At 67.4% G+C, this 24,018-nt stretch carries 23 protein-coding genes; 14 read left to right on the top strand and 9 right to left on the bottom strand.

The genetic code is table 11. The annotated features are described in order from the left end of the window. Positions 1–115 precede the first annotated feature (115 nt). The 8 genes from nagE to tatA form a co-directional block, all read right to left on the bottom strand. Entirely contained in the window at positions 116–1,777 is a 1,662-nt protein-coding gene (nagE, locus tag ACVWY1_RS24735) for an N-acetylglucosamine-specific PTS transporter subunit IIBC (RefSeq protein ID WP_457378869.1), read from the bottom strand. Positions 1,778–1,789: 12 nt separating this feature from the next. Continuing rightward, positions 1,790–4,333 (bottom strand): phosphoenolpyruvate--protein phosphotransferase, encoded by a 2,544-nt coding sequence (gene ptsP / locus ACVWY1_RS24740; protein ID WP_457378870.1) that lies wholly within the window; start codon positions 4,331–4,333, stop codon positions 1,790–1,792. A gap of 18 nt (positions 4,334–4,351) precedes the next feature. Continuing rightward, a complete protein-coding gene (locus ACVWY1_RS24745) occupies positions 4,352–5,374 on the bottom strand; it encodes an SIS domain-containing protein (protein ID WP_457378871.1) in 1,023 nt (340 codons plus the stop codon). Continuing rightward, positions 5,371–6,459, bottom strand: coding sequence for an N-acetylglucosamine-6-phosphate deacetylase (gene nagA / locus ACVWY1_RS24750; RefSeq protein ID WP_457378872.1), 1,089 nt, complete (start codon positions 6,457–6,459; stop codon positions 5,371–5,373). The genes ACVWY1_RS24745 and nagA overlap by 4 nt, the downstream gene beginning before the upstream one ends. 11 nt (positions 6,460–6,470) lie before the next feature. Continuing rightward, the gene (locus ACVWY1_RS24755; RefSeq protein ID WP_038706720.1) at positions 6,471–7,202 is read right to left on the bottom strand and encodes a GntR family transcriptional regulator; all 732 of its coding nucleotides are present in this window, start codon (positions 7,200–7,202) and stop codon (positions 6,471–6,473) included. A 580-nt stretch (positions 7,203–7,782) separates the two neighbouring features. Beyond that, the gene (tatC, locus tag ACVWY1_RS24760; RefSeq protein WP_110699809.1) at positions 7,783–8,517 is read right to left on the bottom strand and encodes a twin-arginine translocase subunit TatC; all 735 of its coding nucleotides are present in this window, start codon (positions 8,515–8,517) and stop codon (positions 7,783–7,785) included. Beyond that, positions 8,517–8,804, bottom strand: coding sequence for a Sec-independent protein translocase protein TatB (tatB, locus tag ACVWY1_RS24765; RefSeq protein ID WP_046854344.1), 288 nt, complete (start codon positions 8,802–8,804; stop codon positions 8,517–8,519). The genes tatC and tatB overlap by 1 nt, the downstream gene beginning before the upstream one ends. Then, on the bottom strand, positions 8,804–9,022 hold the full coding sequence (tatA, locus tag ACVWY1_RS24770) for a twin-arginine translocase TatA/TatE family subunit (RefSeq protein WP_457378873.1): 219 nt from the start codon (positions 9,020–9,022) through the stop codon (positions 8,804–8,806). Before tatA ends, tatB begins: the two co-directional genes overlap by 1 nt. Positions 9,023–9,158: 136 nt before the next feature. On the opposite strand from tatA, the gene gspK reads away from it, so the two are divergent. The 3 genes from gspK (at position 9,159) to ACVWY1_RS24785 (ending at position 11,718) form a co-directional block, all read left to right on the top strand. Next, the gene (gene gspK, locus ACVWY1_RS24775; RefSeq protein WP_457378874.1) at positions 9,159–10,124 is read left to right on the top strand and encodes a type II secretion system minor pseudopilin GspK; all 966 of its coding nucleotides are present in this window, start codon (positions 9,159–9,161) and stop codon (positions 10,122–10,124) included. A 135-nt stretch (positions 10,125–10,259) separates the two neighbouring features. Then, a complete protein-coding gene (locus ACVWY1_RS24780; RefSeq protein ID WP_457378875.1) occupies positions 10,260–11,558 on the top strand; it encodes a hypothetical protein in 1,299 nt (432 codons plus the stop codon). After that, positions 11,548–11,718, top strand: coding sequence for a hypothetical protein (locus ACVWY1_RS24785; protein WP_203650986.1), 171 nt, complete (start codon positions 11,548–11,550; stop codon positions 11,716–11,718). The genes ACVWY1_RS24780 and ACVWY1_RS24785 overlap by 11 nt, the downstream gene beginning before the upstream one ends. A gap of 75 nt (positions 11,719–11,793) precedes the next feature. Here the strand turns inward: ACVWY1_RS24785 and ACVWY1_RS24790 are convergent, their stop codons facing one another. After that, complete coding sequence (locus tag ACVWY1_RS24790; protein WP_457378876.1) at positions 11,794–13,839, bottom strand: PhoX family protein; 2,046 nt, start codon at positions 13,837–13,839, stop codon at positions 11,794–11,796. 207 nt (positions 13,840–14,046) lie between these two features. On the opposite strand from ACVWY1_RS24790, the gene ACVWY1_RS24795 reads away from it, so the two are divergent. Genes ACVWY1_RS24795 through gspM form a run of 11 tightly spaced genes read left to right on the top strand, consistent with a single transcriptional unit; the run spans position 14,047 to position 24,008 of the window. Further along, complete coding sequence (locus tag ACVWY1_RS24795) at positions 14,047–15,693, top strand: lipoprotein UxpA (RefSeq protein WP_457378877.1); 1,647 nt, start codon at positions 14,047–14,049, stop codon at positions 15,691–15,693. After that, positions 15,690–16,109 carry a pilus assembly protein PilZ gene (locus ACVWY1_RS24800; protein WP_102682925.1) on the top strand — a complete coding sequence of 140 codons (420 nt, stop codon included), beginning with the start codon at positions 15,690–15,692 and terminating at the stop codon, positions 16,107–16,109. Before ACVWY1_RS24795 ends, ACVWY1_RS24800 begins: the two co-directional genes overlap by 4 nt. A 3-nt stretch (positions 16,110–16,112) precedes the next feature. Beyond that, positions 16,113–18,062, top strand: a complete 1,950-nt coding sequence (gspD, locus tag ACVWY1_RS24805) for a type II secretion system secretin GspD (protein WP_457378878.1) — start codon at positions 16,113–16,115, stop codon at positions 18,060–18,062. Beyond that, entirely contained in the window at positions 18,062–19,510 is a 1,449-nt protein-coding gene (locus ACVWY1_RS24810; protein WP_457378883.1) for a GspE/PulE family protein, read from the top strand. The genes gspD and ACVWY1_RS24810 overlap by 1 nt, the downstream gene beginning before the upstream one ends. Before the next feature lie 2 nt (positions 19,511–19,512). Beyond that, complete coding sequence (gspF, locus tag ACVWY1_RS24815; RefSeq protein WP_277501808.1) at positions 19,513–20,709, top strand: type II secretion system inner membrane protein GspF; 1,197 nt, start codon at positions 19,513–19,515, stop codon at positions 20,707–20,709. A gap of 14 nt (positions 20,710–20,723) precedes the next feature. Then, positions 20,724–21,158: a type II secretion system major pseudopilin GspG gene (gene gspG / locus ACVWY1_RS24820; protein ID WP_110699795.1), complete on the top strand. Its 435-nt coding sequence runs from the start codon at positions 20,724–20,726 to the stop codon at positions 21,156–21,158. Positions 21,159–21,171: 13 nt separating this feature from the next. After that, the gene (gspH, locus tag ACVWY1_RS24825) at positions 21,172–21,615 is read left to right on the top strand and encodes a type II secretion system minor pseudopilin GspH (RefSeq protein WP_277501807.1); all 444 of its coding nucleotides are present in this window, start codon (positions 21,172–21,174) and stop codon (positions 21,613–21,615) included. Further along, positions 21,612–21,980, top strand: coding sequence for a type II secretion system protein (locus ACVWY1_RS24830; protein WP_102682922.1), 369 nt, complete (start codon positions 21,612–21,614; stop codon positions 21,978–21,980). Before gspH ends, ACVWY1_RS24830 begins: the two co-directional genes overlap by 4 nt. Next, a complete protein-coding gene (locus tag ACVWY1_RS24835) occupies positions 21,977–22,567 on the top strand; it encodes a prepilin-type N-terminal cleavage/methylation domain-containing protein (RefSeq protein ID WP_277501806.1) in 591 nt (196 codons plus the stop codon). Before ACVWY1_RS24830 ends, ACVWY1_RS24835 begins: the two co-directional genes overlap by 4 nt. Further along, complete coding sequence (locus ACVWY1_RS24840; RefSeq protein ID WP_457378879.1) at positions 22,564–23,625, top strand: GspL/Epsl periplasmic domain-containing protein; 1,062 nt, start codon at positions 22,564–22,566, stop codon at positions 23,623–23,625. The genes ACVWY1_RS24835 and ACVWY1_RS24840 overlap by 4 nt, the downstream gene beginning before the upstream one ends. Beyond that, the gene (gspM, locus tag ACVWY1_RS24845) at positions 23,622–24,008 is read left to right on the top strand and encodes a type II secretion system protein GspM (protein WP_277501804.1); all 387 of its coding nucleotides are present in this window, start codon (positions 23,622–23,624) and stop codon (positions 24,006–24,008) included. Before ACVWY1_RS24840 ends, gspM begins: the two co-directional genes overlap by 4 nt. Positions 24,009–24,018: the final 10 nt, after the last annotated feature.

Below are 24,018 nucleotides of genomic sequence, written 5' to 3' on the forward strand. Positions count from 1 at the left end.
GTTCCGCCGGCGTTATAGCACCGCGGGGGCCAGGCCCCAGGGCCCCCCCCCCCCCCCCCCCCCCCCGGGGGGGGGGGGGGGGGGGGCGCCGATGCGACTTGCCCCGCGATGCTTTTCAGCCTTGCAAGGCGGCGCCCAGCGCAGGCGCCTTGCCACCTACCAGCAGATGCCACACGCCACCCGCCTGCGGACTCACTCCCAGGCATCCCAAGGCGGCCAGGTGATCCTGTGCCACCTTGCTCTCATCCCTGACTTGCACCCGCACCCGGCTCGAGGCCACGCACTGCGCTTCCAGCAGATTGTCGCGCCCGCCCAGGGCCTGCAGCCATTCATCCACGACGACTGTCTCGGTGACCACGGCGGCCTTCTCGGCTACCGGTGCCGTCACCCGCGCATGGGGTAGCTCACCACGGATCTCATCGGCCAGCGCATCAGCCATCGGCCCCACCACCACTTGGAGGCTGCCGCCGCTGCCAGGCCGTACCACCGCCATGGCGCCGAGGGCTTTCAAGGCCTGGTCCTGGGCCAGGCCGCGATCGGCCAGTACCAGGCGCAGGCGCGTGGTGCAGGCGTCCACCCCTTGCAGGTTGGCGGCGCCGCCCAGTGCGTCGATATAGCGCCGGGCCCTGGGCACCTCCACGCCGGCCGCCGCTTCGTTGCCGGGTTGTTCCTCGCGCCCTGGTGTCTTGAGGTCGAAGCGGCGGATACAGAAGTCGAACACGAAGTAGTAGACCACCGCATACAGCAGGCCTATAGGGAACACCAGCCAACCGTTGCTGGAGCGCCCCCAGCCCAGGGCCATGTCGATGGCGCCGCCGGAGAAGGTGAAGCCCAGGCGGATGCCCAGCAGGTCGCAGACCGCCATGGACACTCCGGTGAGCAGCGCGTGGATCAGGTACAGCAGCGGCGCGAGGAACATGAAGGCGAACTCGATCGGCTCGGTCACCCCGGTCAGCGCCGAGGTCAGTGCCATCGACAACAGCACGCCACCGATCAGCTTGCGCCGGGCCGGCAGGGCGTGGCGGTACATGGCCAGGCACGCGGCGGGCAGGCCGAAGATCATCACCGGGAACATGCCGGCCATGAACTGCCCGGCGTTCGGGTCACCGGCGAAGAAGCGCGCCAGGTCGCCGGTCACCACCTGGCCGCTGGCCGCCTGGAAGCTGCCGAAGACGAACCACACCAGGTTGTTGAGGATGTGGTGCAGGCCGGTGATGATCAGCAGGCGGTTGAGCACACCGAAGAAGAACGCGCCGATGCTGCCGCTCTCCAGCATCAGTTGGCCAAGGTCGTTGATGCCATGCTGGATCGGTGGCCAGATAAGTCCGAACAGCAGCCCGAGGAACACCGCCGACACCCCGGTGGCAATCGGCACGAAGCGCCGGCCGCCGAAGAACGCCAGGTAGTCCGGCAGCTGGATGTCCTTGAAGCGGTTGTACAGGCCACCGCCGAGCAGACCGCAGATGATCCCGGCGAGCATGCCCATGTCGATCTTCGCATCGATCACCTTCAGCGTCGCCACCAGCACCAGGTAGCCGATGGCCCCGGCCAGGCCGGCGGTGCCGTTGTTGTCGCGGGCGAAGCCCACGGCGATGCCGACGGCGAAGATCAGCGCCAGGTTGGCGAAGATCGCTTGCCCTGCGTCGTGCACCAGGGCGATGTCGAGCAGGTCGGTGTCGCCCAGGCGCAGCAGCAGGCCGGCGATGGGCAGGATAGCGATGGGCAGCATCAAGGCGCGGCCGAGCCGTTGCAGGCCCTGGATGAAGTGCTGGTACATGGTGCGCTCCGATTATTGTTGTAGGGCCGCGGCGGCGGCCGGTTGGGCGTGGGACTGGGCGGTGAAGTCGCGGCAGGCCTGGCGCACCGCGGCGGCGCTGGACAAGCCCAGCAGGCCTTGGCTGAAGCGGCGGCAGGCGGTGGCATCGAGCTGGCGCACCTGCGCCTTGATCTCGCCGATCTGCGGCGCGCTGACCGACAGCTCGGCCACGCCCAGGCCGACCAGCACTGGCGTGGCCAGCGGGTCGGAGGCCAGCGCGCCGCACACGCCGACCCAGCGCCTGTGCTTCGCCGCGCCCTGACAGGTCAGCTCGATCAGGCGCAGCAGGGCGGGGTGCAAGGCATCCACCCGCGCAGCCAGGCCGGCGTGGTCGCGGTCCATGGCCAAGGTGTACTGGGACAGGTCGTTGGTGCCGATGGAGAAGAAATCGGCATGTTCGGCCAGGCGCTCGGCGAGCAGCGCCGCGGCGGGGACTTCGATCATCACCCCCAGCTCGGCGCGTTGCGCGATGCCCAGCTCGCCGGCCAGCCGGTCCAGGCGCTGGCGGATGGCGATCAGCTCGTCGACTTCGGTCACCATCGGCAGCATGATCCGGCAACGCTGTTGCGGGCTGACTTGCAGCAGCGCGCGCAACTGCTGGTCGAGCAGTTCCGGGCGTACCTGGCCCAGGCGGATGCCGCGCAGGCCCAGTACCGGGTTGGCCTCGGCCGGCAGGGGCAGGTAGTCGAGCTGCTTGTCGCCGCCTACATCAATGGTACGGATGATCACCGGACGCTCGCCCATGGCATCGAGCACGGCCTGGTAGGCGCTGCGCTGCTCCGTCTCGTCCGGCGCGGTGGGGCGGTCGATGAACAGGAACTCGCTGCGCAGCAGGCCGATGCCGTCAGCACCTTGGGCCAAGGCCTCGGCGGCCTCCTCGGCACTGGCGACATTGGCGGCGACCTCGATCAGTTGGCCATCGCGGGTGCGGGCGCTCTGTTGGGCGGCGGCCTGCTGGCGTTGGCGGGTTTCGCGGCGCTGCTGCACATGCTGACGCACCTCGGCCAGACGCTGCGCATCAGCCTCGGTTTCCAGGCGGCCCTGGTCGGCGTCCAGCACCAGCGGCGTGCCGGCGGGCAACTCCAGCAGCGCTTCGCCCACGGCCACCAGGCACGGCAGGCCGCGGGCGCGGGCAAGGATGGCGACGTGCGAGGTGGCGCCGCCGGCGGCCATGCACAGCCCGGCGACCTCATGGCGGGCCAGTAGCAGCAGGTCGGACGGGGTCAGTTCATGGGCGACGACAATGGCCGAGGGCGGCAGGCGCAGTTGCCGGGTTTCACCAAGCAAGGCCCGCAGAACACGCTGCTGCAGGTCGTACAGGTCGTTGGCGCGTTCGGCCAGCAACGGGTTGCCCAGGCTACGCAGGATCTGGCATTGGGCATCGATGGCACGGCTCCAGGCATGGCTGGCGGCGACGCCGTTGGCGATATGCTGGCGGGCGTCGCCGAGCAGGGCCGGATCGTCGAGCAAGGCCAGGTGGGCCTCGAGGATCGCGGCTGCGTCCTCCTGGCCGCGCGGCAGGTGGCGCCAGTCGCGGTCGATGGCGTGGCGCACGTCGGCCAAGGCCGTGTTCAACGCGTGGTGCTGTGCGGCGGGGTCGTTGTCGCCGTTGTCGGGCGGCAGGCTGACCCCGTCCAGCCGGGCCAGCGGCCCTTGGGCCAGGCCGGGGGCGGCGCAGACACCGGTAAGCATGCCGGGCCCGGCAGCGGGCTTGGGCATGGCGGTGCTGGTTGGCGCATGCGCGGCATGGCGCTCACCGACCGAGGCCGTCTGTACGGCGGCGATCAACGCCTGCAGCGCGACCTGGCTGTCCGGCCCGGTGCAGATCAGTTCGACTTCGGCACCTTCGCCAACACCCAGGCCCATGACCGCCACCAGGCTGTCGAGGTCGGCCTCGCGCTCGGCGAAGCGCAGCATGGCTCGGCTCTGGAAGCCTTGCGCAGTCTGGCGCAGCAAGGCGGCGGGGCGGGCGTGCAGGCCGCCGTGATGAGCGACCCGGGCATGACCGCGCGCGCTTTCATGGCTGACCGGCCGGGCATTCGCTTCGCGAGCCATGGCCTCGACCTCCAGCAGCGCCGCGCCAAGTTGCGCATTGCCTGCCTCCAATCGCCTCAGGCCAAAGCCAGGGCCATTGCTGATCAGCATCACCGTAACCAGGCTGACACAGTGCTGCGCCACTTGGTCCATGTCGAAGCGCACCAGCGGCTGGCCTTGGCTGACCTGGTCGCCCAGCGCCACCAACGGCGAGAAACCACGGCCCTGCAGTTGCACGGTGTCGACACCGATATGCAGGAGGATTTCCGCGCCGTTGGTTGCGCGCAGGGTCAGCGCGTGGCCGGTGCGGGCCAGTTGCACCACTTCGCCGGCACACGGGGCGTGCAGCACGTCGTTGAGTGGGTCGATGGCGACGCCGTCACCGAGGGTGGCGCTGCTGAACACCGGGTCTGGCACTTGCTCCAGCGGCACCAGCGGCCCGGCGAGCGGGGCATGGAGGATGATCTTGTTATTGTCGGGCATGCGCTGTTCCTCGCGGCTTCACTGCGTGCAGGTCACTTTGCTCAGGTGGCGCGGCTGGTCGGGGTCGAGGCCACGGGCCTCGGCCAGGGCCGCGGCCATGACGTAGAAGCTCTGGATCGCCAGCAGCGGGTCCAGGGCCGGGTGTTCGGCGCAGCTCAGGGTGAGGTCGCGCCCGGCGATATCGGCCGGCGCCGCCAGCAGCACATTTGCGCCGCGCTGACGCATGTCGGCGGCCAGTTGCAGCAGGCCGGCCTGCTCGACGCCGCGCGGGGCGAACACCAGCAGCGGGTACTGGGCGTCGATCAGCGCCATGGGGCCGTGGCGCACCTCGGCGCTGCTGAAGGCCTCGGCCTGGATCACCGAGGTTTCCTTGAGCTTGAGCGCCGCTTCCTGGGCGATGGCAAAGCCGGCGCCACGGCCGATCACCATCAGCCGTTCGGCATCGCGCAAGGTGTCGAGGGCCGGGCTCCAGTCCTGGGCGGCGGCTTCACGCAATTGCGCGGGCAGGGCAAGGCCGGCTGCCAGCAGGGCGCGGTCCTGGCCCCAATGGGCGACCAGGCGGGCGCTGGCGCTCAGGGTGGCGACGAAGCTCTTGGTCGCCGCCACCGACAGCTCGGGGCCGGCGCCCAGCGGCAGGTGGTGCTGGCAGGCCTGCTCCAGCGGCGAGCCCTCGGCATTGACCAGCGACACGGTGGTCGCGCCGCACTGGTTCAGGCGACGCAGGCTGTCGACCAGGTCCGGGCTCTGCCCCGACTGCGAGAAGCCCAGCGCCACCTGGCCGCGCACCCGCAGCGGCGCCTGCTGCAAGGTCACCACCGACATCGGCAGCGAGGCCACTGGCAGGCCGAGTTGCTGCATGGCGACATAGGCGAAGTAACTGGCGGCGTGATCCGAACTGCCGCGGGCCACGGTCAGCGCCACCTGCGGGTCGAGCCGGCGCAGCTGTTCGCTCAGGGTTTCCAGGCGCGGGTCCAGCGTCTGGTTCTGTCGTTCGACGACATCGGCGCAGCTGCGGGCTTCTTCGAGCATCCTTGAGCTCATGCGGTTTCTCCTTCGACCATCACGGCGGTCAGGTTCAGTTGGCGATCGAGCAGCACCGCGTCGGCCCAGGCGCCCGGTTGCAGGCGGCCACGGTCGGCGATACCGAGGTAATCGGCGGGGTGGCGGGACAGGCGCGCGGAGGCCTCGGCCAGGGGCAGGCCGATCTTCACCAGGTTGCGCAGGGCCTGGTCCATGGTCAGGGTGCTGCCGGCCAGGGTGCCGTCGGGCAGGCGCACGCCGCCCAGGCACTTGGTCACGGTGTGGCTGCCCAGGCGGTATTCGCCGTCGGGCATGCCGGCGGCGGCAGTGGAGTCGGTGACGCAGTACAGGCACGGGATCGCGCGCAGGGCCACCTTGATCGCCCCGGGGTGCACGTGCAGCAGGTCGGGGATCAGCTCGGCGTAGCGGGCGTGGGCCAGGGCCGCGCCGACGATGCCCGGCTCGCGGTGGTGCAGCGGGCTCATGGCGTTGTACAGGTGGGTGAAGCTGCTGGCGCCGGCTTCCAGCGCCGCCACGCCTTCCTCGTAGCTGCCCAGGGTGTGGCCGATCTGCAGGCGGATGCCGCGCTGGCTCAAGGCCTGGATCAGCGGCAGGTGCCCGGCGATTTCCGGGGCGATGGTGATGACCTTGATCGGTGCCAGGGCCAGGTATTCCTCGACCTCGTCGAGTAGCGCCTGGTGGGCGAAGTTCGGCTGTGCGCCGAGCTTGCCGGGATTGATGTACGGGCCTTCCAGATGCACGCCGAGAATGCGCGCGCCCTGGCGCGGTTGCTTGAGGTGCGCGCCCAGTTCGCCCAGCACGCGGGCCAGTTCCTCGCGTGGTGCGGTCATGGTAGTGGCCAGCAGCGAGGTGGTGCCGAAGCGCCGATGGGTGCGGGCGATGGTGGCGAAGGCCTCACCGCCTTGCATGATGTCGCTGCCACCGCCGCCGTGCACATGCAGGTCGATGAAACCGGGCAACAGGTAGGGCAGGTCGTTGGCCTGCGGGTCGCACGGCGTGCCCTCGATGGCCTGTATGCGGCCGTTTTCGAGGTGCAGTTGTCCGCGCACCCAGCCGTCGGGGGTGAGGATGTTGGCGATGTCCATGGAGGCTCCGGTCAGCGTCGCAGTTCGGCGACGAAGTCGTAGTAGTCGTTGCGGCAATAGGTGTCGGTCAGCTCGATGGCGGTGTTGTCGTCGAGGTAGCCGATCCGGGTCATCAGCAGCATGGCGGTGCCGGGGGCGATGCCCACCTGGGCGGCCAGTTCGTCGCTGGCGTTGATCGCGCGGATATGTTGCAGGGCGCGGACCACCGGGCGGCCGAGCTGGTCGAGGTGCTGGTACAGCGAATCGCCGATGGCCTGTGGGTCGCCGAGCAGGCGGGCGGGCAGGGTGCTGACCTCCACCGCCATGACGATGTCGTCGGCCTTGCGCAGGCGCTTGAGGTGGGCCACCTGGTCGGTGGGCGACAGGCCGAGGCGGATCAGTTCGTCGCTGCTCGGCGTGCCGATGCTGCGCTCCAGCCACTGCGAGCTGGGCACGAAGCCTTTCATGCGCAGCATTTCGCTGAAGCTCGACAGGCGTGACAGGGGTTGTTCGAGGCGTGGCGTGATGAAGGTACCGGAGCCCTGGATGCGCTGGATCAGGCCTTGTTCGAGCAGGACTTCCAGGGCCTTGCGCGCGGTGACCCGGGAGATGTCCAGGGTTTCGCTGAGGGTGCGCTCCGAGGGCAGGGCCTGGTCGGCGGTCCACTGGCCGGCGTGGATGGCCTGCTCCAGGTTGCGTGCCAGTTGCAGGTAGAGCGGGGTGGCGCTGGTGTCGTCGGGGCGCAGGGCGGTTAGAGGACGCATGGGCGGTGTCCGGTATTGTTGTGGGATGAAAATTAATACCACTTTAATACCAGGTCAATACCACTGGTCTGGATTGGTGTGTCGATGGGGATGTATGTCGATAGATATTTGGCGCTCGGTCTCACAGGCGTAGCCCTCCTATCGATGAACGCCCCGTCCCCCCAATCTCCTGTCGGACATTTCCGAACTTGAAACCAAATGCTTCAGCCAGAAATGCTTGGGAACTATCCTACGTGCTTGCCGGAAGCTGCTGCGTTGTCGGGGAAAGACCCCAGGGATAACTTCACCTGGTCGCCAGATTTGGTGACCAGGATGTGAGAATCCTGGAGTACAGGTTTTTCGGCAGTCCCTTCATGGCAGCCGTGCACGGGCAGACTTCGGTCTGACCGGGTTTCTTGTGCCCCGGATTCTCACCCCGTTCATGGCTGCCACCTTAATCGGGCGTGAGAGTCCGTATAACGAAGATCGCTGCTCTGCCATGGCAGCCGTAGGCGGGCAGGCCTTGCCTGATCGGTTTTCTTCGTGACCGGTTCTCACTCCGAGTACGGCTGCCACCCGACCAAGTAATGGCTCCTGCCTTTTACTCCGCCCGCCGCACCAACCCACACGCCAGCAATCCCACCTCGAACAGCACCCACATCGGCACCGCCAGCATGGTCTGGGAAAACACATCCGGCGGCGTCAGGATCATCCCCACCACGAAGCAGCCGACGATCACATAAGGCCGGCTGCGTCGCAGCGTGGCCACGTCGGTCAGCCCCGCCCAGACTACGATGAAGGTCGCCACCGGGATCTCGAAGGCCAGGCCGAACGCCAAAAACAGCGCCAGGATGAAGTCCAGGTACAGGCCGATGTCGGTCATCATCGCCACCCCGTCCGGGGTCACGCTGGCGAAGAAACCGAACATCATCGGGAACACCAGGAAGAACGCGAACGCCATGCCGCCGTAGAACAGCACGATGCTCGACACCAGCAGGGGCAGGGCGATGCGCCGTTCGCGGCGGTACAGCCCCGGGGCGATGAAGCCCCAGGCCTGGTGCAGCAGCAGCGGCATGGCGACGAACAGCGCGCACATCGCCGTCAGCTTGAACGGCGCAAGAAACGGCGAGGTGACGCTGGTGGCGATCATGCTGGCGCCTTCGGGGAGGTAACGGCGCAGCGGTTCGGAAATGTGCGTGTACAGCGTCTGGGCAAAGGGGAACAGCCCGCAGAACACCAGCGCGATCACCAGCAGGCAGCGCACCAGGCGCTTGCGCAGGTCGCGCAGGTGATCGGTCAGTGGCATGCGCGTCGCCTGGTCGAGAGCGAGGGACATCAAGCGCTCTCCTTGGCATGGGCGACTGGTGTCGGGTCATTGGCCGGCGTCGCGTCGAGCTGGATGCCCTGGCGCAGCTCCTGCTCCAGGCGCTGCAACGGCGCGGCATCCAGGGCGGGCATGTCGATCTCCCGTTCCACCTGCGCCTTCAACGCATTCAGTGCCCGACGGGCCTGGCCCAGCCCACGGCCCAGGGTCCGCGCCGCCACCGGCAGGCGCTCGGGGCCGAGCACCAGCAGCGCGACGATGCCCACCAACAGCAGTTCGGTGAAGCCGATCTCGAACATCAGGCCTGACGATCCGTTTGCGACTGCTGCACCGGCTGATTGTTCAGCACCTGCGGCTGTTGCTCGACAGTGTTGTCGGCAGTGCCGCCCATGGACTTGCGAAAGCCCTGGATCGCCTCGCCGACATCACCGCCCAGCCCCTTGAGACGCTTGGTGCCGAACAGCAGGAAGACGATCAACAGCACGATCACCAATTGCCAGATTCCAATGCCACCCATGTAAGACCACTCCTGTCAGGTCAAAGAAAAAGGAAGGCCAATCCTGCCCTGCGCAGATGACGGGCACATGACTGCCATCTGCCTGCAACAACTGGCGTGTTGACTGGCGCTTTTCAGCGGCCACGGGAAGACAGGGATGGGGCGCAGGCGACAACAGGGCGCGGCACTGCTGATGGTGCTGGTGGTACTGGCGATGCTCGCAGCGGGGCTGGCCTGGCTGGTGGAGGATGGCCGGCGCCAGGTGGACGCGGTGCGGCTGCTGCACCAGCGGGTGCAGGTGCGGGCCATGGAGCAGGCGGGGCTGGCCTACGCCTCCCAGGCCCTGCGTGATCCGGCCTGGCGCGCCAGCCCGCTGTTCTGGCAGGCCCTGCGTGGGCAGCCGCTGGCCTATGATTTTGGTGCCGGCAAGGCACAGTTGCGGGTGATCGACCAGCACAGCTGCTTCAACGTCAACGCCCTGCTGGGGGAGGATGGACCACGGGCCGAGCGCCAGTTGCGCCAGCTGTTGGGCGATGACATGGCTGCCGAACGGCTGGTCGATGCCCTGGCCGACTGGCTGGATGCCGACAGCGATGCCCGCCTGCAGGGCGCCGAGAGCGCCCAGTACCTGCGCCAGCAACCACCGCGACTGGCGGCCAACCAGCCGATGCTCGACACCAGTGAGCTGAACCTGCTGCTGGAGCCGGACAGTGGTCGGCAAGGCCGCTATCGAATGCTCTGCGCGCTGCCGTCGACCAGCGGCTGGCGGCTCAATGCCAATGCCCTGGGGTTGGAACACCTGCCGTTGCTGGAGGCGATGTACGAAGGACGGTTTTCCCGTTCGATGCTCAGCCGTGTGATCAGTGGCCGCCCGGCGGCCGGGTATGTCGATGCCGCGGCCTTGCGCCAGGCGCTGGGGGCGGTGGATGACGAGACCTTCGCCCGGCTAAGCGAAGGGTTGCTGCTCAACAGCGGCCATTTCGTCCTGCAGCTGTCGTTCGAGGAAGAGGGGCGCACGCTGCGCAGCCAGTTCCAGATCGAGGCGCTGGGCGTGGTGCAATGGCATGCGCGGGTGCCGGCGCAGCAGGTGCGGGTCAGGGGGCGGGAGCCCGTAGCCGGGTGAGACTTTGTTACTGATGGTTGGAAATTCGCTAGGTATCGTAGGAAATGTCGGATGAGGCGATCTGTTCAGCATGGCCGGTGACGCGGGCGGCTAAGCTACCCGCCGACCACTTGTATTACCGGGCATTCACCTCTCATGCCGAACACCACCCGCCCCGGTTGGGGCGAGAAAACCCTCCAGGCCCTGAGTGACGGCGTGTCCATTGACGGGCGATTCCGGACAGGGCTCTCGAAGTGCTTTGCGTCTGCCGCCGGGTCGATCCTGCTGGCAGTGTTCTCTGTCGGCAGCGCGGGATTCGTATCGATCTGCAGCACACCGATCCTCGAACAGTGCAAGTACCTGATCGATGACACATCGCTCCCTGTGCCAGAAACCTACGCGCACTCCATCATTGCGCTCTGCCTGACAGTGGTTGCGCTTCTGCTGGTGTGGTTGCGCGAGTTGGGTCTGACGGATATCGCGCGTCGCAAGGAAGCCGACCTGGAGCGTCAACGCCGGGAGATGGAAGGGCGTCTGACCAATCTGCCGCCCCGGCAGTTCATCAATGACTATGTGGATGCGCTGAGAACCATCGGCGAGTTGCGTCAGTTGACCAAGTACGAGGCTTGCACGCTCAGCCCGGAAACGATCGTGCAGCGCATTCGAACCATCATGTCGATCATCCTGAGCCTGACCAGGCTGTGGGATGGAGTCTCGGCATCCAACCGTTTCGTCACTTACCATGCGAACATCATGAGGGTCCTGTATCGGGACGAAATTGCCCTGACCCCGGTACGCGACCTGGCCTTGGGTGATGAGGCGCAAACTTTCGCCAGCCAGGACTCATACGCATTGCAGAACTGGTTGCTGCAGTATGAGTTCTTTCTGCACAACCAATCCTATGACGTGGTGATCGAGCGCTGTTCAGGCATCCTGTTCATCCAGGACACCGGTCTGTCCGTCAACTCATCATGCCCCGGGCGTCCCGATGCGTCGGCCGAGCAGATCTGCCTGCCATTCACTCGAACGGCGTGCTATGACCCATCGTTCCATCATCCAAACCTCCCGGGGCCGGCGCGAGCGGCGGCGACCGGCCAACCTGGCTATGTACCGAACATCAATGAAACCATGGCACTGTGGTTCGCCAATCAGAAAATCACCAACAGCGAAATCAATCCCAGATACGAGCAACAGGTAAAGGATTACTACCGCAAGCTTGATCATGCGAAATCGCTGATCAGCCTGCCCCTTTATCATCAGGGCGCATTGATGGGGGTCTTGAACGTCAGCAAAAATGCCGAGAACATGCTGATGAATGCAGACCGTGCAGACCTGTTCGTGCAGTTGATGAACCCAGTCTGCTACCATTTGGGCAAGATGCTAGCCTCGCCTGAGGCAGGCCACGCTGGCGCGCAAGGCGTGCCCTGCGACAAGGAGCATGAATATGAGAATTGAGCTGCGTACACCACTGGTTCGCAAACCGACGCCCGCCAACACTGCCAAGAAGCGTGAGATGACAGGCGAGGAGTTGTGCAAGGCAATGGCCGAGCGGGCCGAGAAGATCCTCAAGGGGGAGCCCGTCGAACCGGTGGGCTGGAACCTCGAGGTCTACTGAGCCTCAGTCGAATCGAAAGAAGCCGCCCATGGGCGGCTTCTTCGTTTGTCACCGTGGGAACGCGGGTCGACTCGATCAGGCCGTACCGATCTCCCCGCCATCATTACGCTGGATCACCACCGTCGAGGCCCGCGGCCGTACCGAGGTACCGGCCGGGGTCAGGTCGGTGGCCTTGTCGGTGCTCGGCCAGTTGTCCGGGTGCTGGATGTTGACGAACATGGTCTTGTTGTCCGGGGTGAAGGCAATCCCCGTCACCTCGCAGCCATTCGGCCCGACGAAGAAGCGGCGCAGGTCCACCTGGTTGGTGGCGTTGACCGGGACCTGCTTGCCGTTGGCGTCCACCAGGTCGGTGGGGATCACTGCCAGCACCTGGTCGTTGGTGTAGCTGGTCAGGGTGGCTTCGCCGTTGTCGGTCTCGAACCACAGTACGCCGCGGCTATCGAAGCTCATGCCGTCGGGGCTGGCGAACTGGTTCAGTTCGGTCAGGCCCGAGCGGTTGATGTCTGGCGCACCGGCGGCGTTGGCGCCGAACACGAAGATGTCCCAGGTGAAGGTCTTGTGGTCGTCGCTGTCGTGCCAGCGGATGATGTGGCCGTGGCGGTTCGGCCCGCGCGGGTTGGCCGCGTCGACCTTGGCCGCGGTGCGCGCGCTGTTGTTGGTCAGGGTCAGGTAGACATCGCCGTTGAGCGGGTTGACGGCGGTCCACTCGGGGCGGTCCATGGGCGTGGCGCCCACGGCGTCGGCAGCGCCACGGGTGTTGAGGATGATGCCCGGCAGGTCGCCGAACTGCGCGCCCAGGGTGCTGCCGGCGGTGGTCGGGGTGGTCACGTCGAGCAGCAGCCAGGCGCCGGTGCCGTTGGCATCGAAGCGGGCGACATACAGCTTGCCCTTGTCCATGTACTTGGCGCCGGTGGCCAGGCGGTCGGCCGGATTGGCGTCGGCCGGGTCCCACAGCGCGTCGGAGACGAACTTGTACAGGTATTCGTTGTTGGAGTCGTCGCCGGTGTACCAGACCAGCGGCTTGCCGGCCACCGGCAGGCCCGGGCAGCAGCCTTCGTGGCGGAAGCGGCCCAGGGCGGTGCGCTTCACCGCCAGGGTGTTGTTAGTGTACGGGTCGATCTCGACAATGTAGCCATAGGTGCTGGCTTCGTTGCGGAAGTCGTCGGTGGCGCTGGCGCCGCTGGGGGTGATGTTGAAGCGGGCGAATTCGCCGGCCACTTCGCTGGCATCACCCGCCGCGGTTTCCCACTTGTACTGGCCGCTGCTCGAAGAGACGCCGATACGCACCTGGTCGGCCGGGCGCACACCCTTGTTGACGAAGATGCCGGGCCAGTTCTCCTCGCAGGTCAGGTAGGTGCCCCACGGGGTGTAGCCGTTGCCGCAGTTGTTGTTGGTGCCGCGGCACTGGGTGCCGGTGGGTGAGAACTTGGTCTTGACGTGGTCGGTGCCGCGCATCGGGCCTGCGATATCCATCAGCGAGACGGTGGTGAAGCGGCGGTTGAGCGGGTCGTTGTCGACCACCTGCCAGCGCCCGGCGACCTTGCTGATGCGCACCACGCCGGCGCCATGGGCGTTGATTTCCTTGCGCACCTCTTCGACCGGGCGCTTGCCGGCGACGGTGGTGGGGCCGGCCGGGTGCAGGGCGGCGGTGTCGATGTATTCAAAGTTGATCGCCAGCAGGCCATCGCTGGAGCTGCCGTTGATGGGGAAGAAGTGCATGCCGTCGTGGTGCATGCCCATGGCGTTGGCCTGGTCGGTGGAGGTGTTGCTGCCGTCGGCCTTCCATGGGTTGGCGGTGGCGTTCAGCGGCGTGCCCCAAGGGGCCAGCACGTAGGCGCTGTAGCCGGCGGCGACCACGCAGGCGTCGGTGCGCGAGCCGGCGATGGAGTTGAAGCCCAGCTTGAGTTTGGGTTTCTCCGGCTGCGGCGCTGGATCGTCGTGATCCGAGCCGCCGCCGCTGTCGAAGCAACCGGTCAGGCCGGCACCGGCGATCATGGCGATGGCCGCGCCGAGGCTGCCGCGCACCACGGAGCGACGGCTCAGGTAAGTGTCCATGACACTGGCCATCGGCAGGTTGCCGCTCTGGTTGCGGTCCAGGTTATCGCCGGTATCTCGACTCATCAGGGTGTCCTTTTTTTGGCTGAGTTGAAGGAAACCGCGACTGTAGAGGGCAAGTATGATGATTGATTGTCAGATTTGTTAAAGAGCCTTTAAAACTCACCGCTATTACTAAAGCGTTAACCTGCGCTGTTTTGGAATTAACGTCGGTTTTCTGCCATCAAACTGTCACGCAAGCGCCGCAATATCCGGAGCCCTACGTGAACAGGGATGGCGGAGTCGATGGCGAGAAGGCGCGAAGTGATCAGCTGGATGGGTGTCGGTGCCCTGGCACCGTTGCTCGGCGCCTGCTCGGCTTTGCCCCTGCCGCGTGGCGGGGCCGATCGGGCGCTGGACCTGTTGTATGTCGCCGACACCCTCGACGCCCGCCAACCGGGCCAGGCCGTTGTGCCGGCCACACGCCTGGGCCCGGTCAGCCACCTGGGCCGTGCACCCTGGATGAGCGGGCCGAATGCCAGCGCCGGGCAGCCGGCGCTGGCGCCGTTGCTCGATGCTGGCCTTGCCGGCCAGGCCCATACTGGAGGTTATGCAGTATTGGCCGCGCTGCTCGAACAGCTGCGGCGCGAGGCCGGTAGCGAACAGTGCCTGACCCTGGAGAACGGCCAATGCTGGAACGGCAGCGGCCTGGCCTACCTCACCCAGGGCGAAAGCGGTGTGCAGGGCAGCCAACTGCTGGGCAGCGAAGCGCGGGTCAGCAGTGATGAGCGTGTGCTGTGGCCGCAGCGCAGTGCCGGGCTCTATCGGCAGTCCTCCTCGATTACCCTCGGCGCCGGGCTGGCCGATGCCCAGGGCAAGGCGCTGGGCGTCAAGGGGCTGCAGGTGTTCCAGCGTGGCGGTGTGCGCATCGCAGTGGTCGGCGTCACCGACCCCTACGCCCAGGACCAGAAAGCCTCCCTGAAACAGTGGTACCAATCCTTGCAACCGAGCTTCCAGCAAGCCCGGCGCGAGGCCGACCTGGTGGTGGCGCTGGCGGATGTCGGCACCGGCCCGGGCTTGTGGTTGGCCGAGCGCATACCCGAGGTGGATGTGCTGCTGTGTGCCCGTGGCCAGGACCTGTGGCCGGCGCCGGTGCTGGCCACCCAAGCCAGCGGCCGCCGGGTACCGGTGCTGTTCGCCGGTTGCCGGGCCAGTGGCGCGTTTCGCCTGCGCTGCCGCCAGGCAGGCGGCCAATGGCAGTTCGAGGCGCGGTTCTTCCCGGCCTTCGAGCACAGCCTCGCACCGCAGGCCCTGGCCCGTGCCAGCCAATTGCGCAGCGAACTGCAACGCCAGCGCAGCGGTCATGCCGCCTGGCTTGACCAGCCGCTGGCGCGTGCCCCTGAAGCATTGTGGCGCCGCGATACCCGTGGCGGCAGCTGGGACCGCCTGTTGCACCATGCCCTGGCCGATGATTCGAGCATGCCGGTGCTGCTGCCCGGCCTGCGCTACGACTACCCGCTGACAGCGGGCGAGTCGATCACCCGTGAGCACCTCATAAGCCTGACCGGTGGTTACGCCGCACCGGTGGTCGAGGCCCCGGCGCGCCAGGTCGAGCAGGTGCTGGAGAACGCCGCCGAGCAGCTGTTCGGCGACCCGTTGCTGCTGGACAACAGCCAGGACCTGCCGCGCTGGCAGAGCCAGGACTGGCAGGTCAGCTACAGCCCTAACGGCAAGCGCATCATCGGCCTGCAACCCGTCGAGGGCCTGTGCCGCACCTTTGGCCTGCACTTCGATGCCCAGGCCGGCGCGCCCTTGTGGCAGACCCTCGAAGCCTGGCTGACCCGCCAGGCGCCGGGCTGGGCCCTGGCTCCCTTGCAACTGCCGGCCGTGCGCTACGTGCAGGGCCACCCTGGCTGGCACCCGCACCAGGTGGCCGCGTGATCTCGCGTCTTTTCAGCTTCGCGTTGCTGACCCTCGCCGGCTGGCTGGCGGCGCAGTGCGTGCTGCTGCTCAGCCGCCAGCCGCAACCGGCCAATGCGCCGGTGCCGGCGCCGGCACCGTTGCCAGGCTTGTTGGCCGAGCACTGGCAGACGCCTGTCGATGACGGGCGCATCCCGCTCACCCGCCTGCCCCTGGCCTACCTGGGCGGGCTCAAGGCCCAGCCGCTGTCGGCCAGCGTGGTGGTACTGCGCCATGGCCAACAGGTGCGCACCCTCGGCCGTGGCCAGCGCCTGGCGCCGGGCATCGTGCTGCAGGACATCGACGCCGATGGCCTGATCTTCGACAACAACGGGCGGCGCGAACGCCTGCCCTGGCCACCACGCCCCGCCGTGACCGGCTTCAAGCGCCAAGGATGAATGATGATCGCAAGGTACTGTCTGGCCGGGCTGCTGATGCTCGGCATGTCTTTGGCCCGGGCCGAAGAGCCGGAGGTCTTCGCCGACGACGGCACGCCGCTGTACGAGGTGAACTTCGTCGACACCGAGCTCGGTGAGTTCATCGACAGCGTGTCGCGCATCACCGGCACCACCTTCATCGTCGACCCCCGGGTGCAGGGCAAGGTCACCGTGCGCACGGTCGATCGCCACGACGCCGACGCCATCTACGACATCTTCCTTGCCCAGCTGCGCGCCCAGGGCTTCGCGGCCGTGGACCTGCCCAACGGCAGCGTGAAGATCGTGCCCGACCAGGCCGCGCGCCTGGAGCCGGTGCCGGTGGAAACCGCGGGCAAGAAGGCCGAAGGCAGCGACGGCGTGGCCACCCGCGTGTTCAATGTGCGCAACGCCGCCAGTGAGCAGATGCTCGGCATTCTCAAGCCGCTGATCGACCCACGGGTCGGGGTGATCACCCCGTATCCGGCGGCCAACCTGCTGGTGGTCACCGACTGGCGCAGTAACCTGGAGCGCATCGACAGCCTGCTGCGCCAGCTCGACCAGGTCAGCGACGAGCCGTTGCAGGTGATGCCGCTCAAGCATGCCAGCGCTGCCGACACCGCTGGCCTGGTGACCCGCCTGCTGGCCCGCGAGCAGGGCGCCGACAGCGCCCAGGTGGTTGCCGACCCGCGCAGCAATGCGCTGCTGGTGCGTGGCAGCGCCGACAGCCGGGAGCGGGTGCGGGCGCTGCTGGTGCAGCTCGACCGGCCCAGCGACAGTCTGCGCAGCAGCAACACCCAGGTCATCTATCTGCGCCACGCCAATGCCGCCGAAGTGGTCAAGGTGCTGCGCGGCCTGAGCCAGGCTGGCACGGTGCCGGCGGCGGAAGGCGAGGGCAAGGATGCGCCGGTGCCGGCGGCCAGCGACTCGGGCATTCGCCTGGAGTACGAGGAGGGCACCAACGCCGTGGTGATGGTCGGCCCGGACAGCGAACTGGCCGCCTACCGCAGTATCGTCGAGAAGTTGGACATTCGCCGGGCGCAGGTGGTGGTCGAGGCGATCATCGCCGAGGTCTCCGACAGCAGCGCCCAGGAACTGGGCGTGCAGTGGCTGTTCGCCGACGAGAAGTTCGGCGCCGGCATCGTCAATTTCGGCGGCAACGGGGTGAACATCGCCAGCATCGCCGGGGCCGCCAGCAGCGGCGACAACGAGAAACTCGGCAAGCTGCTTTCGGCCACCACCGGCGCCACCGCCGGCATCGGCCATATCGGTGGTGGCTTCAACTTCGCCATGCTGGTCAACGCACTCAAGGGCAAGAGCGGTTTCAACCTGCTGTCCACGCCGACCCTGCTGACCCTGGACAATGCCGAGGCGTCGATCCTGGTGGGCCAGGAGGTGCCGTTCGTCACCGGCTCCGTCACCCAGAACAACGCCAACCCCTACCAGACCATCGAGCGCAAGGAAGTCGGGGTGAAGCTGCGCATCAAACCGCAGATCAGCATCGACGACAGCGTGCGCCTGGACATCGTCCAGGAGGTGTCGTCGATCGCCGACTCCAGCGCCGCTAGCGATGTGATCACCAACAAGCGCGAGATCAAGACCAAGGTCATGGTCGAGGACAACGGCCTGGTGATCCTCGGCGGGCTGATCAGCGACGAGCTGGCTACCAGCAATCAGCGTGTACCACTGCTGGGTGATATTCCCTACCTGGGCCGGCTGTTCCGTTCCGACGCCAGCAAGAACACCAAGCAGAACCTGATGGTGTTCATTCGCCCGCGCATCCTGCGCGATGGCGAGAGCCTGGCCGGACTGAGCCAGCAGAAGTACCAGAGCCTTCAGCAAAACACTCCGCTCAAGCTGCCGGCGCTGGCCGAGGGCCTGCCGTTGCTGCAAGTGTTCCCCGCCAGCCGGGCACGTCTGGAAGGCGGTGACTGGTGATGCTGCCCTATCGCCTGGCACGGCAGAGCGGGGTGGCAATGGCGCCGGCTGAAAACGGCTGGCAGTTGTGGCTGCGCGGCGACGCCGACAGTGACCAATTGCAGGAACTGCTGCGCGTGCATGGCCAGCCGGTGGGCGTCGAGCAGCTCGACAGTGCGAGCTTCGACGAGCGTCTCGGCCAGCTTTACCAGGCTGGCGAGGCGGCGAACCAGGCCTTGATCGAAGGCATCGGCGAGCAAGTCGACCTGGACAGCCTGATGAGCGAGATGCCGCGCATCGAGGACCTGCTGGAAAGCGATGACGAAGCACCGGTGATCCGCCTGATCAACGGCCTGTTCGGCCAGGCGCTGCGCCTGCGCGCTTCGGATATCCATATCGAGACCTTCGAGCAGAGCCTGGTGGTGCGCCTGCGCATCGACGGCCACCTGCGCGAGGTGCTGCGCCCGCCACGGGCGTTGTCGGCGATGCTGGTGTCGCGGATCAAGGTCATGGCGCGGCTCGATATCGCCGAGAAGCGCCAGCCCCAGGATGGCCGCATCACTCTGCGCGCCGCCGGGCGCGAGGTGGATGTGCGGGTCTCGACCTTGCCCGGTATCCATGGCGAGCGGGTGGTGATGCGCGTGCTCGACAAGCAGGCCAGCTTGCTGGCGCTGGACAACCTGGGCATGCCTGCCGCCGTGCTGCGCGGCTTGCGTGGTTGCCTGGCACGGCCCAATGGCATTGTGCTGTCCACCGGCCCCACCGGCTCGGGCAAGACCACCACGCTGTACGCCAGCCTCAACAGCCTGAATGACGGCAGCCGCAATATCCTCACCGTCGAGGACCCGGTGGAATACGCCATCGCCGGCATCGGCCAGACCGCCATCAACCCGCGTGCCGGGCTGACCTTCGCCAGTGGCTTGCGCGCCATCCTGCGCCAGGACCCGGACGTGATCATGCTGGGCGAGATCCGCGACCAGGAGACCGCGCAGATCGCCGTGCAGGCCAGCCTCACCGGGCATCTGGTGCTGTCGACCCTGCACACCAACAGTGCCGTCGGTGCGGTGACCCGCCTGCGCGACATGGGCATCGAGCCGTTCCTGATTGCCTCGTGCCTGCGTGGCGTGCTGGCCCAGCGCCTGGTGCGGCGCCTGTGCACCTGCGCGGTGGCGCAGCCGCTGCAAAGCGCCGAGCGTGAACTGTGGCCGGAGTTGGGCAGCTTGCGCGAAAGCTTTCACCCGGTCGGCTGCGAGCACTGTCAGGGCAGCGGCTATGTCGGCCGTCTGGGGCTGTATGAGTTCATCGAGTTGGACGCCGGGCTGGTTGCCTTGCTCTACGACGGCGAGAGCGAACTGGCCATGCAGGCCTACCTGGATGGCCGCCGGCAGAGCCTGGTGGCTGAGGCCCGCGATTGCCTGGCCCGTGGCGAGACCAGCCTGGCCGAAGTGCTGCGCGTGGTGCAGGGCTAGCCATGCCGACCTATCGCTACCAGGCCGTGGATCTTGCCGGCAAGGCGCACAAGGCCAGCGTGCAGGCCGACAGCGAGCGCCATGCGCGGCAATTGCTGCGCGAGCAGGGCCTGTTCGCCCGGCACTTGCAACGCCACGATAGCGCACAGCCCGGTCGTCAGCGCCTGACCCGTGGCCAACTGTGCGAGCTGACCCGCCAACTGGCGACCTTGGTTGGCGCTGGCATCCCCCTGGTCGATGCCCTTGCCACACTGGAGCGGCAGCTACGCCAGCCGGCCTTGCACGCGGTGCTGGTGGCCTTGCGCGGCTCCCTCGCCGAGGGCCTGGGGCTGGCGCGTAGCCTGGCGCGACAGGGCGCGCCGTTCACCGGCTTGTATTGCGCGCTGGTCGAGGCCGGCGAGCGCTCCGGGCGTCTTGGCCAGGTGCTGAGCCGTCTGGCCGACCATCTCGAACAGGTCCAGCGCCAGCGCCACAAGGCACGCACCGCGCTGATCTACCCGGCGGTGCTGATGGGCGTGTCACTGGCCGTGGTGGTCGGCCTGATGACCTTCGTGGTGCCCAAGCTCACCGAGCAGTTCGCCCACTCCGGGCAGAGCCTGCCGTTCATCACGTCGCTACTGATCGGCTTGAGCCAGGGGCTGGTGCAGGCCGGCCCCTATCTGCTGGCACTGGCGATCCTGGCCGCGCTGTTGGGCGGCTGGCTGCTGCGCAAGCCGCACTGGTGCCTGCGCCGCGACGACCTGCTGCTGCGCCTGCCGCGTATGGGTGTGCTGCTGCAAGTGCTGGAGAGCGCGCGCCTGGCACGCAGCCTGGCGATCCTCTGCGGCAGCGGCGTGGCCCTGCTCGAAGCCCTGCAGGTGGCCACCGAGACAGTCGGCAACCGGCGCATCCGCGCAGCCATGGAGCAGGTACGCCAGCAGGTGCAGGGCGGCACCAGCCTGCATCGGGCGCTGGATAACGCCGGGGAATTTCCGCCGCTGCTGGTGAACATGGTCGGCAGCGGCGAGGCCAGCGGCACCCTGGCCGACATGCTCGAACGGGTGGCCGATGACCAGGAGCGCGGCTTCGCCCGCCAGGTGGACACCGCCATGGCGCTGTTCGAACCGCTGATGATCCTGGTAATGGGCGCCGTGGTGCTGTTCATCGTGCTGGCGGTGCTGCTGCCGATCATGCAGCTCAACCAGGGATTGCAACTGTGACAAGGAGAACTTCGATGCCGCAACGACGTAACCGCCAGCGGGGCTTCACGCTGATGGAAATCATGGTGGTGATCTTCATCATCGGCCTGCTGATCGCCGTGGTCGCGCCCAGCGTGCTGGGCAACCAGGACAAGGCCATGAAGCAGAAAGTCATGGCCGACCTCGCGACCTTGGAGCAGGCGCTGGACATGTATCGCCTGGATAACCTGCGCTTCCCCAGCACCGAACAGGGCCTGGCGGCGCTGGCGAAGAAGCCGACCCAGGAGCCGCTGCCGCGCAGTTGGCGCAGTGACGGCTATATCCGCCGCCTGCCGGAAGACCCGTGGGGCACCCCGTACCAGTACCGCATGCCCGGCGAGCATGGCCGGGTTGATGTGTATTCGCTGGGCGCCGATGGCGTGCCGGGCGGCGAAGGGCTGGATGCCGACCTGGGCAACTGGGCGCTTTAAGTTGATCAAGCCTATGGCCCACCCCCTCCAGCGTGGTTTCAGCCTGCTCGAACTGCTGGTGGTGCTTGCCATTGCCGCCTTGATGACCAGCCTGGCCGTGGCCTGGCTCGACAGCGGCAGAAGCAGCATCGACCAGGCGCTCGATCGCCTGGCCGCCGCCACCGTGGCCCAGGCCGACCTGGCGCGCCATGCCGGGCAGTTGCGCGGGCTGCGCTGGAACGGTCAACGCCCCGAGTTCGTCCGTCGGCAAGGCGAGCACTGGCAGGTGGAAACCGTGGCGCTCGGCGATTGGCCCAAAGGCCTGCGCCCGGACTGGCCAGCCAGCCAGGCGCCAGCGCTGCTGTTTACCCCCGATGGCTGGTCACGTCCGGGCACTGTGCGCTGGCGCTGGGCCGAGGGCGGTCAGCGCTGGGACTGGGACCGCGGCGGGCAATTGCGCGTGAGCGCGATGCCATGAAGCGCCGGCAACGCGGCTTCACCCTGTTGGAGGTGAGCGTGGCCCTGGGCATCGCCGCCGTCCTGGCGGTGATCACCAGCCAGGTCCTGCGCCAGCGCCTGGCGGTGCAGGACACCGTGCAGCAGCATCGCCTGGGCCTGCTGTGCGCCCGTGAGCTGCAGGCACGCTTCGTGGTCGAGCAGTATTGGCCGGTGACCAACCAGGACAACGGTGTGCTGGTGGAGGGCGGGCAGGCCTGTCATTGGCAGTTGCAACTGCGCCGCACCGGTGTGCGCGACCTGCGCCGTGGCGAACTGCTGTTGCATGCCGATCGTGACCAGCGCCTGCCGCTGGGGCAGTTCACTGTGTTTCTGGAGCGGCCATGAAACGGCGCCAGGTGGGCATGACCCTGATCGAACTGCTGGTGGCCCTGGCCCTCACGGCCTTGCTCGGGGTGATGCTGTCGGCGCTGGTCAACGGCTGGCTGAAGGTTCGCGAGCGGCTCGATGAACAGGTGAGCGAAACCGGCGTAGTGGATTTTTGCCTGGCCCTGGAGCGGCGTTTCGACAGCCCGGTGCTGCGCCGCCTGTACGAGCAGCGTTTGCCGTTGGCGGCGCGCTGGCTCGACTGGCAGCCCGACCGTCAGCAACTGCTGTGGGTGGCCGCCGCCGCCTGGCCGCAGGCCGAAGGGGGATCGCGCCTGCAGCGCCAGCGCCTGCGCTTCGAGCCGCGTGAACAACGGCTGCTGCTGGAAACCTCGGCCGACCTGTACGCCGCCGCGGCCCCGGTTTGGGTGCTACGCGAACGGCTGGAGCGGGTCAGCGCGATGAATGTTCTCTACCACCAGACCGGCCGTTGGCTGGCCTGGCCTTCCGATCAACCGGCGCACCCCGGTAGGGGCGTGCGCGTGGAGCTAGTGCGTGATGGAGCACCTTATACCTGTACCTTCGTTCTGCCTTGGGGGCGCGCATGAAGCTTGAATGGCGCCGGCGGGCGCCGGCACAACCCTGGCTGCTGCTGCGCCCCGGTGAGGTCTGGGATTGGCTGTTGGTCAGCCAAGGCCGTCCATTGCGCCAAGGCCGGGGCGAACCTCCGGCGGGGCTCGGGGCGCGGGTTGCCCTGATCGTCCCCGGTGAACATTGCAGTCATTTCCAGCTGCCCGCGCCGCCAGGGCTGAAACGCGAAGAATGGCCCTTGCTGCTCGAGGATCGCTTGCTGCAGGGCGACGATGATGTGCTGTGCGGCTGCATCGGGCGTCACGCAGGGCAGTTGCGCCTGCTGGTGGTGGCGCGGGGCAGGCTCAAGGAATGGCGGGGGCAGTGCGCCGGCTGGGGGCTGACCGTGGAACGTTGCTGGGCCGAGTTCCAGTTGTTGCCCGATTGTGCAGCAGAAGCGGCTTGGCACTGGCGACGAGGAGCGATGAGCCTGTACAAGGGCCAGGCCCACTGGCTGGCCTGGCCGCAGGGGCTTGGCACGCCGCCCGCGCTTGCCTGGCTGCCTGGCGAGGTCGAGTGCATCGACGGCGACTGGCCCGATGTGCTGGCCCCGCTCGATGGCTTGCCCGGCTTGTTCGAGGCCCGCCGGCCACGCCAAGTTCTGCGCCTGGCAAAGGGGCAGGCGCGCCTGGCAATTGCCTGCCTGGCGTTGATGTTGGCGTGGGGCGGGTTGTGGAGCGCGCAACATTGGCGCCAGGCCCAGCTCTATCGCGCCCAGGTGCAGGCCGTTACCGGCGTCCAGCCGACGCCTCGCCAGGCGGCGCGGGTGTTGACGCAACTGCAGGACGAGGCGCGTGAAAGCCAGGTGCGCCTGCGCCAGCTCGAGGCATTGCAGACGCAAGTCCATGGATGGTTGAACGATCATCCCGGCTGGCGTCTGCAAGTGGTGCGCTTCGATGGCCAGCGTTGGCACCTTGAGTTGGTCGGAGAGGGTGCAGTGGCACCCTGGCAGGAAATGGCCACGGCAGCCGGCGTGCAGGTCCAGGTAGAAGACGAGGCGCGCCGCGTGGTGTTCGACCTGGGGAGCGCCGCATGAGCCGTGAATGGGTGCGACAGCATCGGCTATCGCTGGCCTGGGCCGTCGTCGCGCTGTTGCTGGGGTTGCTGGCGCTGCGCGAGGGCGTGGCCTTCTGGCAGGAACAGCGGCAATGGCAGGCATTGGCCGAATCGCTGGCGGCACAGCCACGCCAGCCTGCGCTGACCCTTGAAGCGTTGCACCCATCGGCCCAGGCCCGGCACATCGAGTTAGTCGAGGTGCAGTCCGAGGACGAAGGCTGGCTGCTGCGCGGCAAGGTGGCCGATGCCCAAGCCCTGCAGGGCTGGTTGCAGGCCCTGCGCGATGAAGGCGCGCAGCCGTTGCAATGGGGGCTGGAGCGAGATGCCGAGGGGCTGCGTTTCACCGTGCGGCTTCGACCATGAGGCGGCGGGC

The sequence above is a fragment of the Pseudomonas sp. TE6288 genome (assembly GCF_054062095.1).

Coding starts and splice junctions, on each gene's coding strand:
- ACVWY1_RS24780 (WP_457378875.1), top strand. CDS start 10,260: ATGCCGAACACCACCCGCCCCGGTTGGGGCGAGAAAACCCTCCAGGCC.
- ACVWY1_RS24810 (WP_457378883.1), top strand. CDS start 18,062: ATGCTGCCCTATCGCCTGGCACGGCAGAGCGGGGTGGCAATGGCGCCG.
- gspH (WP_277501807.1), top strand. CDS start 21,172: ATGGCCCACCCCCTCCAGCGTGGTTTCAGCCTGCTCGAACTGCTGGTG.
- gspK (WP_457378874.1), top strand. CDS start 9,159: ATGGGGCGCAGGCGACAACAGGGCGCGGCACTGCTGATGGTGCTGGTG.
- ACVWY1_RS24830 (WP_102682922.1), top strand. CDS start 21,612: ATGAAGCGCCGGCAACGCGGCTTCACCCTGTTGGAGGTGAGCGTGGCC.
- nagA (WP_457378872.1), bottom strand. CDS start 6,459: ATGGACATCGCCAACATCCTCACCCCCGACGGCTGGGTGCGCGGACAA.
- ACVWY1_RS24785 (WP_203650986.1), top strand. CDS start 11,548: ATGAGAATTGAGCTGCGTACACCACTGGTTCGCAAACCGACGCCCGCC.
- ACVWY1_RS24835 (WP_277501806.1), top strand. CDS start 21,977: ATGAAACGGCGCCAGGTGGGCATGACCCTGATCGAACTGCTGGTGGCC.
- gspM (WP_277501804.1), top strand. CDS start 23,622: ATGAGCCGTGAATGGGTGCGACAGCATCGGCTATCGCTGGCCTGGGCC.
- ACVWY1_RS24755 (WP_038706720.1), bottom strand. CDS start 7,202: ATGCGTCCTCTAACCGCCCTGCGCCCCGACGACACCAGCGCCACCCCG.
- gspF (WP_277501808.1), top strand. CDS start 19,513: ATGCCGACCTATCGCTACCAGGCCGTGGATCTTGCCGGCAAGGCGCAC.
- ACVWY1_RS24840 (WP_457378879.1), top strand. CDS start 22,564: ATGAAGCTTGAATGGCGCCGGCGGGCGCCGGCACAACCCTGGCTGCTG.
- ACVWY1_RS24790 (WP_457378876.1), bottom strand. CDS start 13,839: ATGAGTCGAGATACCGGCGATAACCTGGACCGCAACCAGAGCGGCAAC.
- tatA (WP_457378873.1), bottom strand. CDS start 9,022: ATGGGTGGCATTGGAATCTGGCAATTGGTGATCGTGCTGTTGATCGTC.
- tatB (WP_046854344.1), bottom strand. CDS start 8,804: ATGTTCGAGATCGGCTTCACCGAACTGCTGTTGGTGGGCATCGTCGCG.
- gspG (WP_110699795.1), top strand. CDS start 20,724: ATGCCGCAACGACGTAACCGCCAGCGGGGCTTCACGCTGATGGAAATC.
- nagE (WP_457378869.1), bottom strand. CDS start 1,777: ATGTACCAGCACTTCATCCAGGGCCTGCAACGGCTCGGCCGCGCCTTG.
- ACVWY1_RS24795 (WP_457378877.1), top strand. CDS start 14,047: ATGGCGGAGTCGATGGCGAGAAGGCGCGAAGTGATCAGCTGGATGGGT.
- gspD (WP_457378878.1), top strand. CDS start 16,113: ATGATCGCAAGGTACTGTCTGGCCGGGCTGCTGATGCTCGGCATGTCT.
- ptsP (WP_457378870.1), bottom strand. CDS start 4,333: ATGCCCGACAATAACAAGATCATCCTCCATGCCCCGCTCGCCGGGCCG.
- tatC (WP_110699809.1), bottom strand. CDS start 8,517: ATGTCCCTCGCTCTCGACCAGGCGACGCGCATGCCACTGACCGATCAC.
- ACVWY1_RS24745 (WP_457378871.1), bottom strand. CDS start 5,374: ATGAGCTCAAGGATGCTCGAAGAAGCCCGCAGCTGCGCCGATGTCGTC.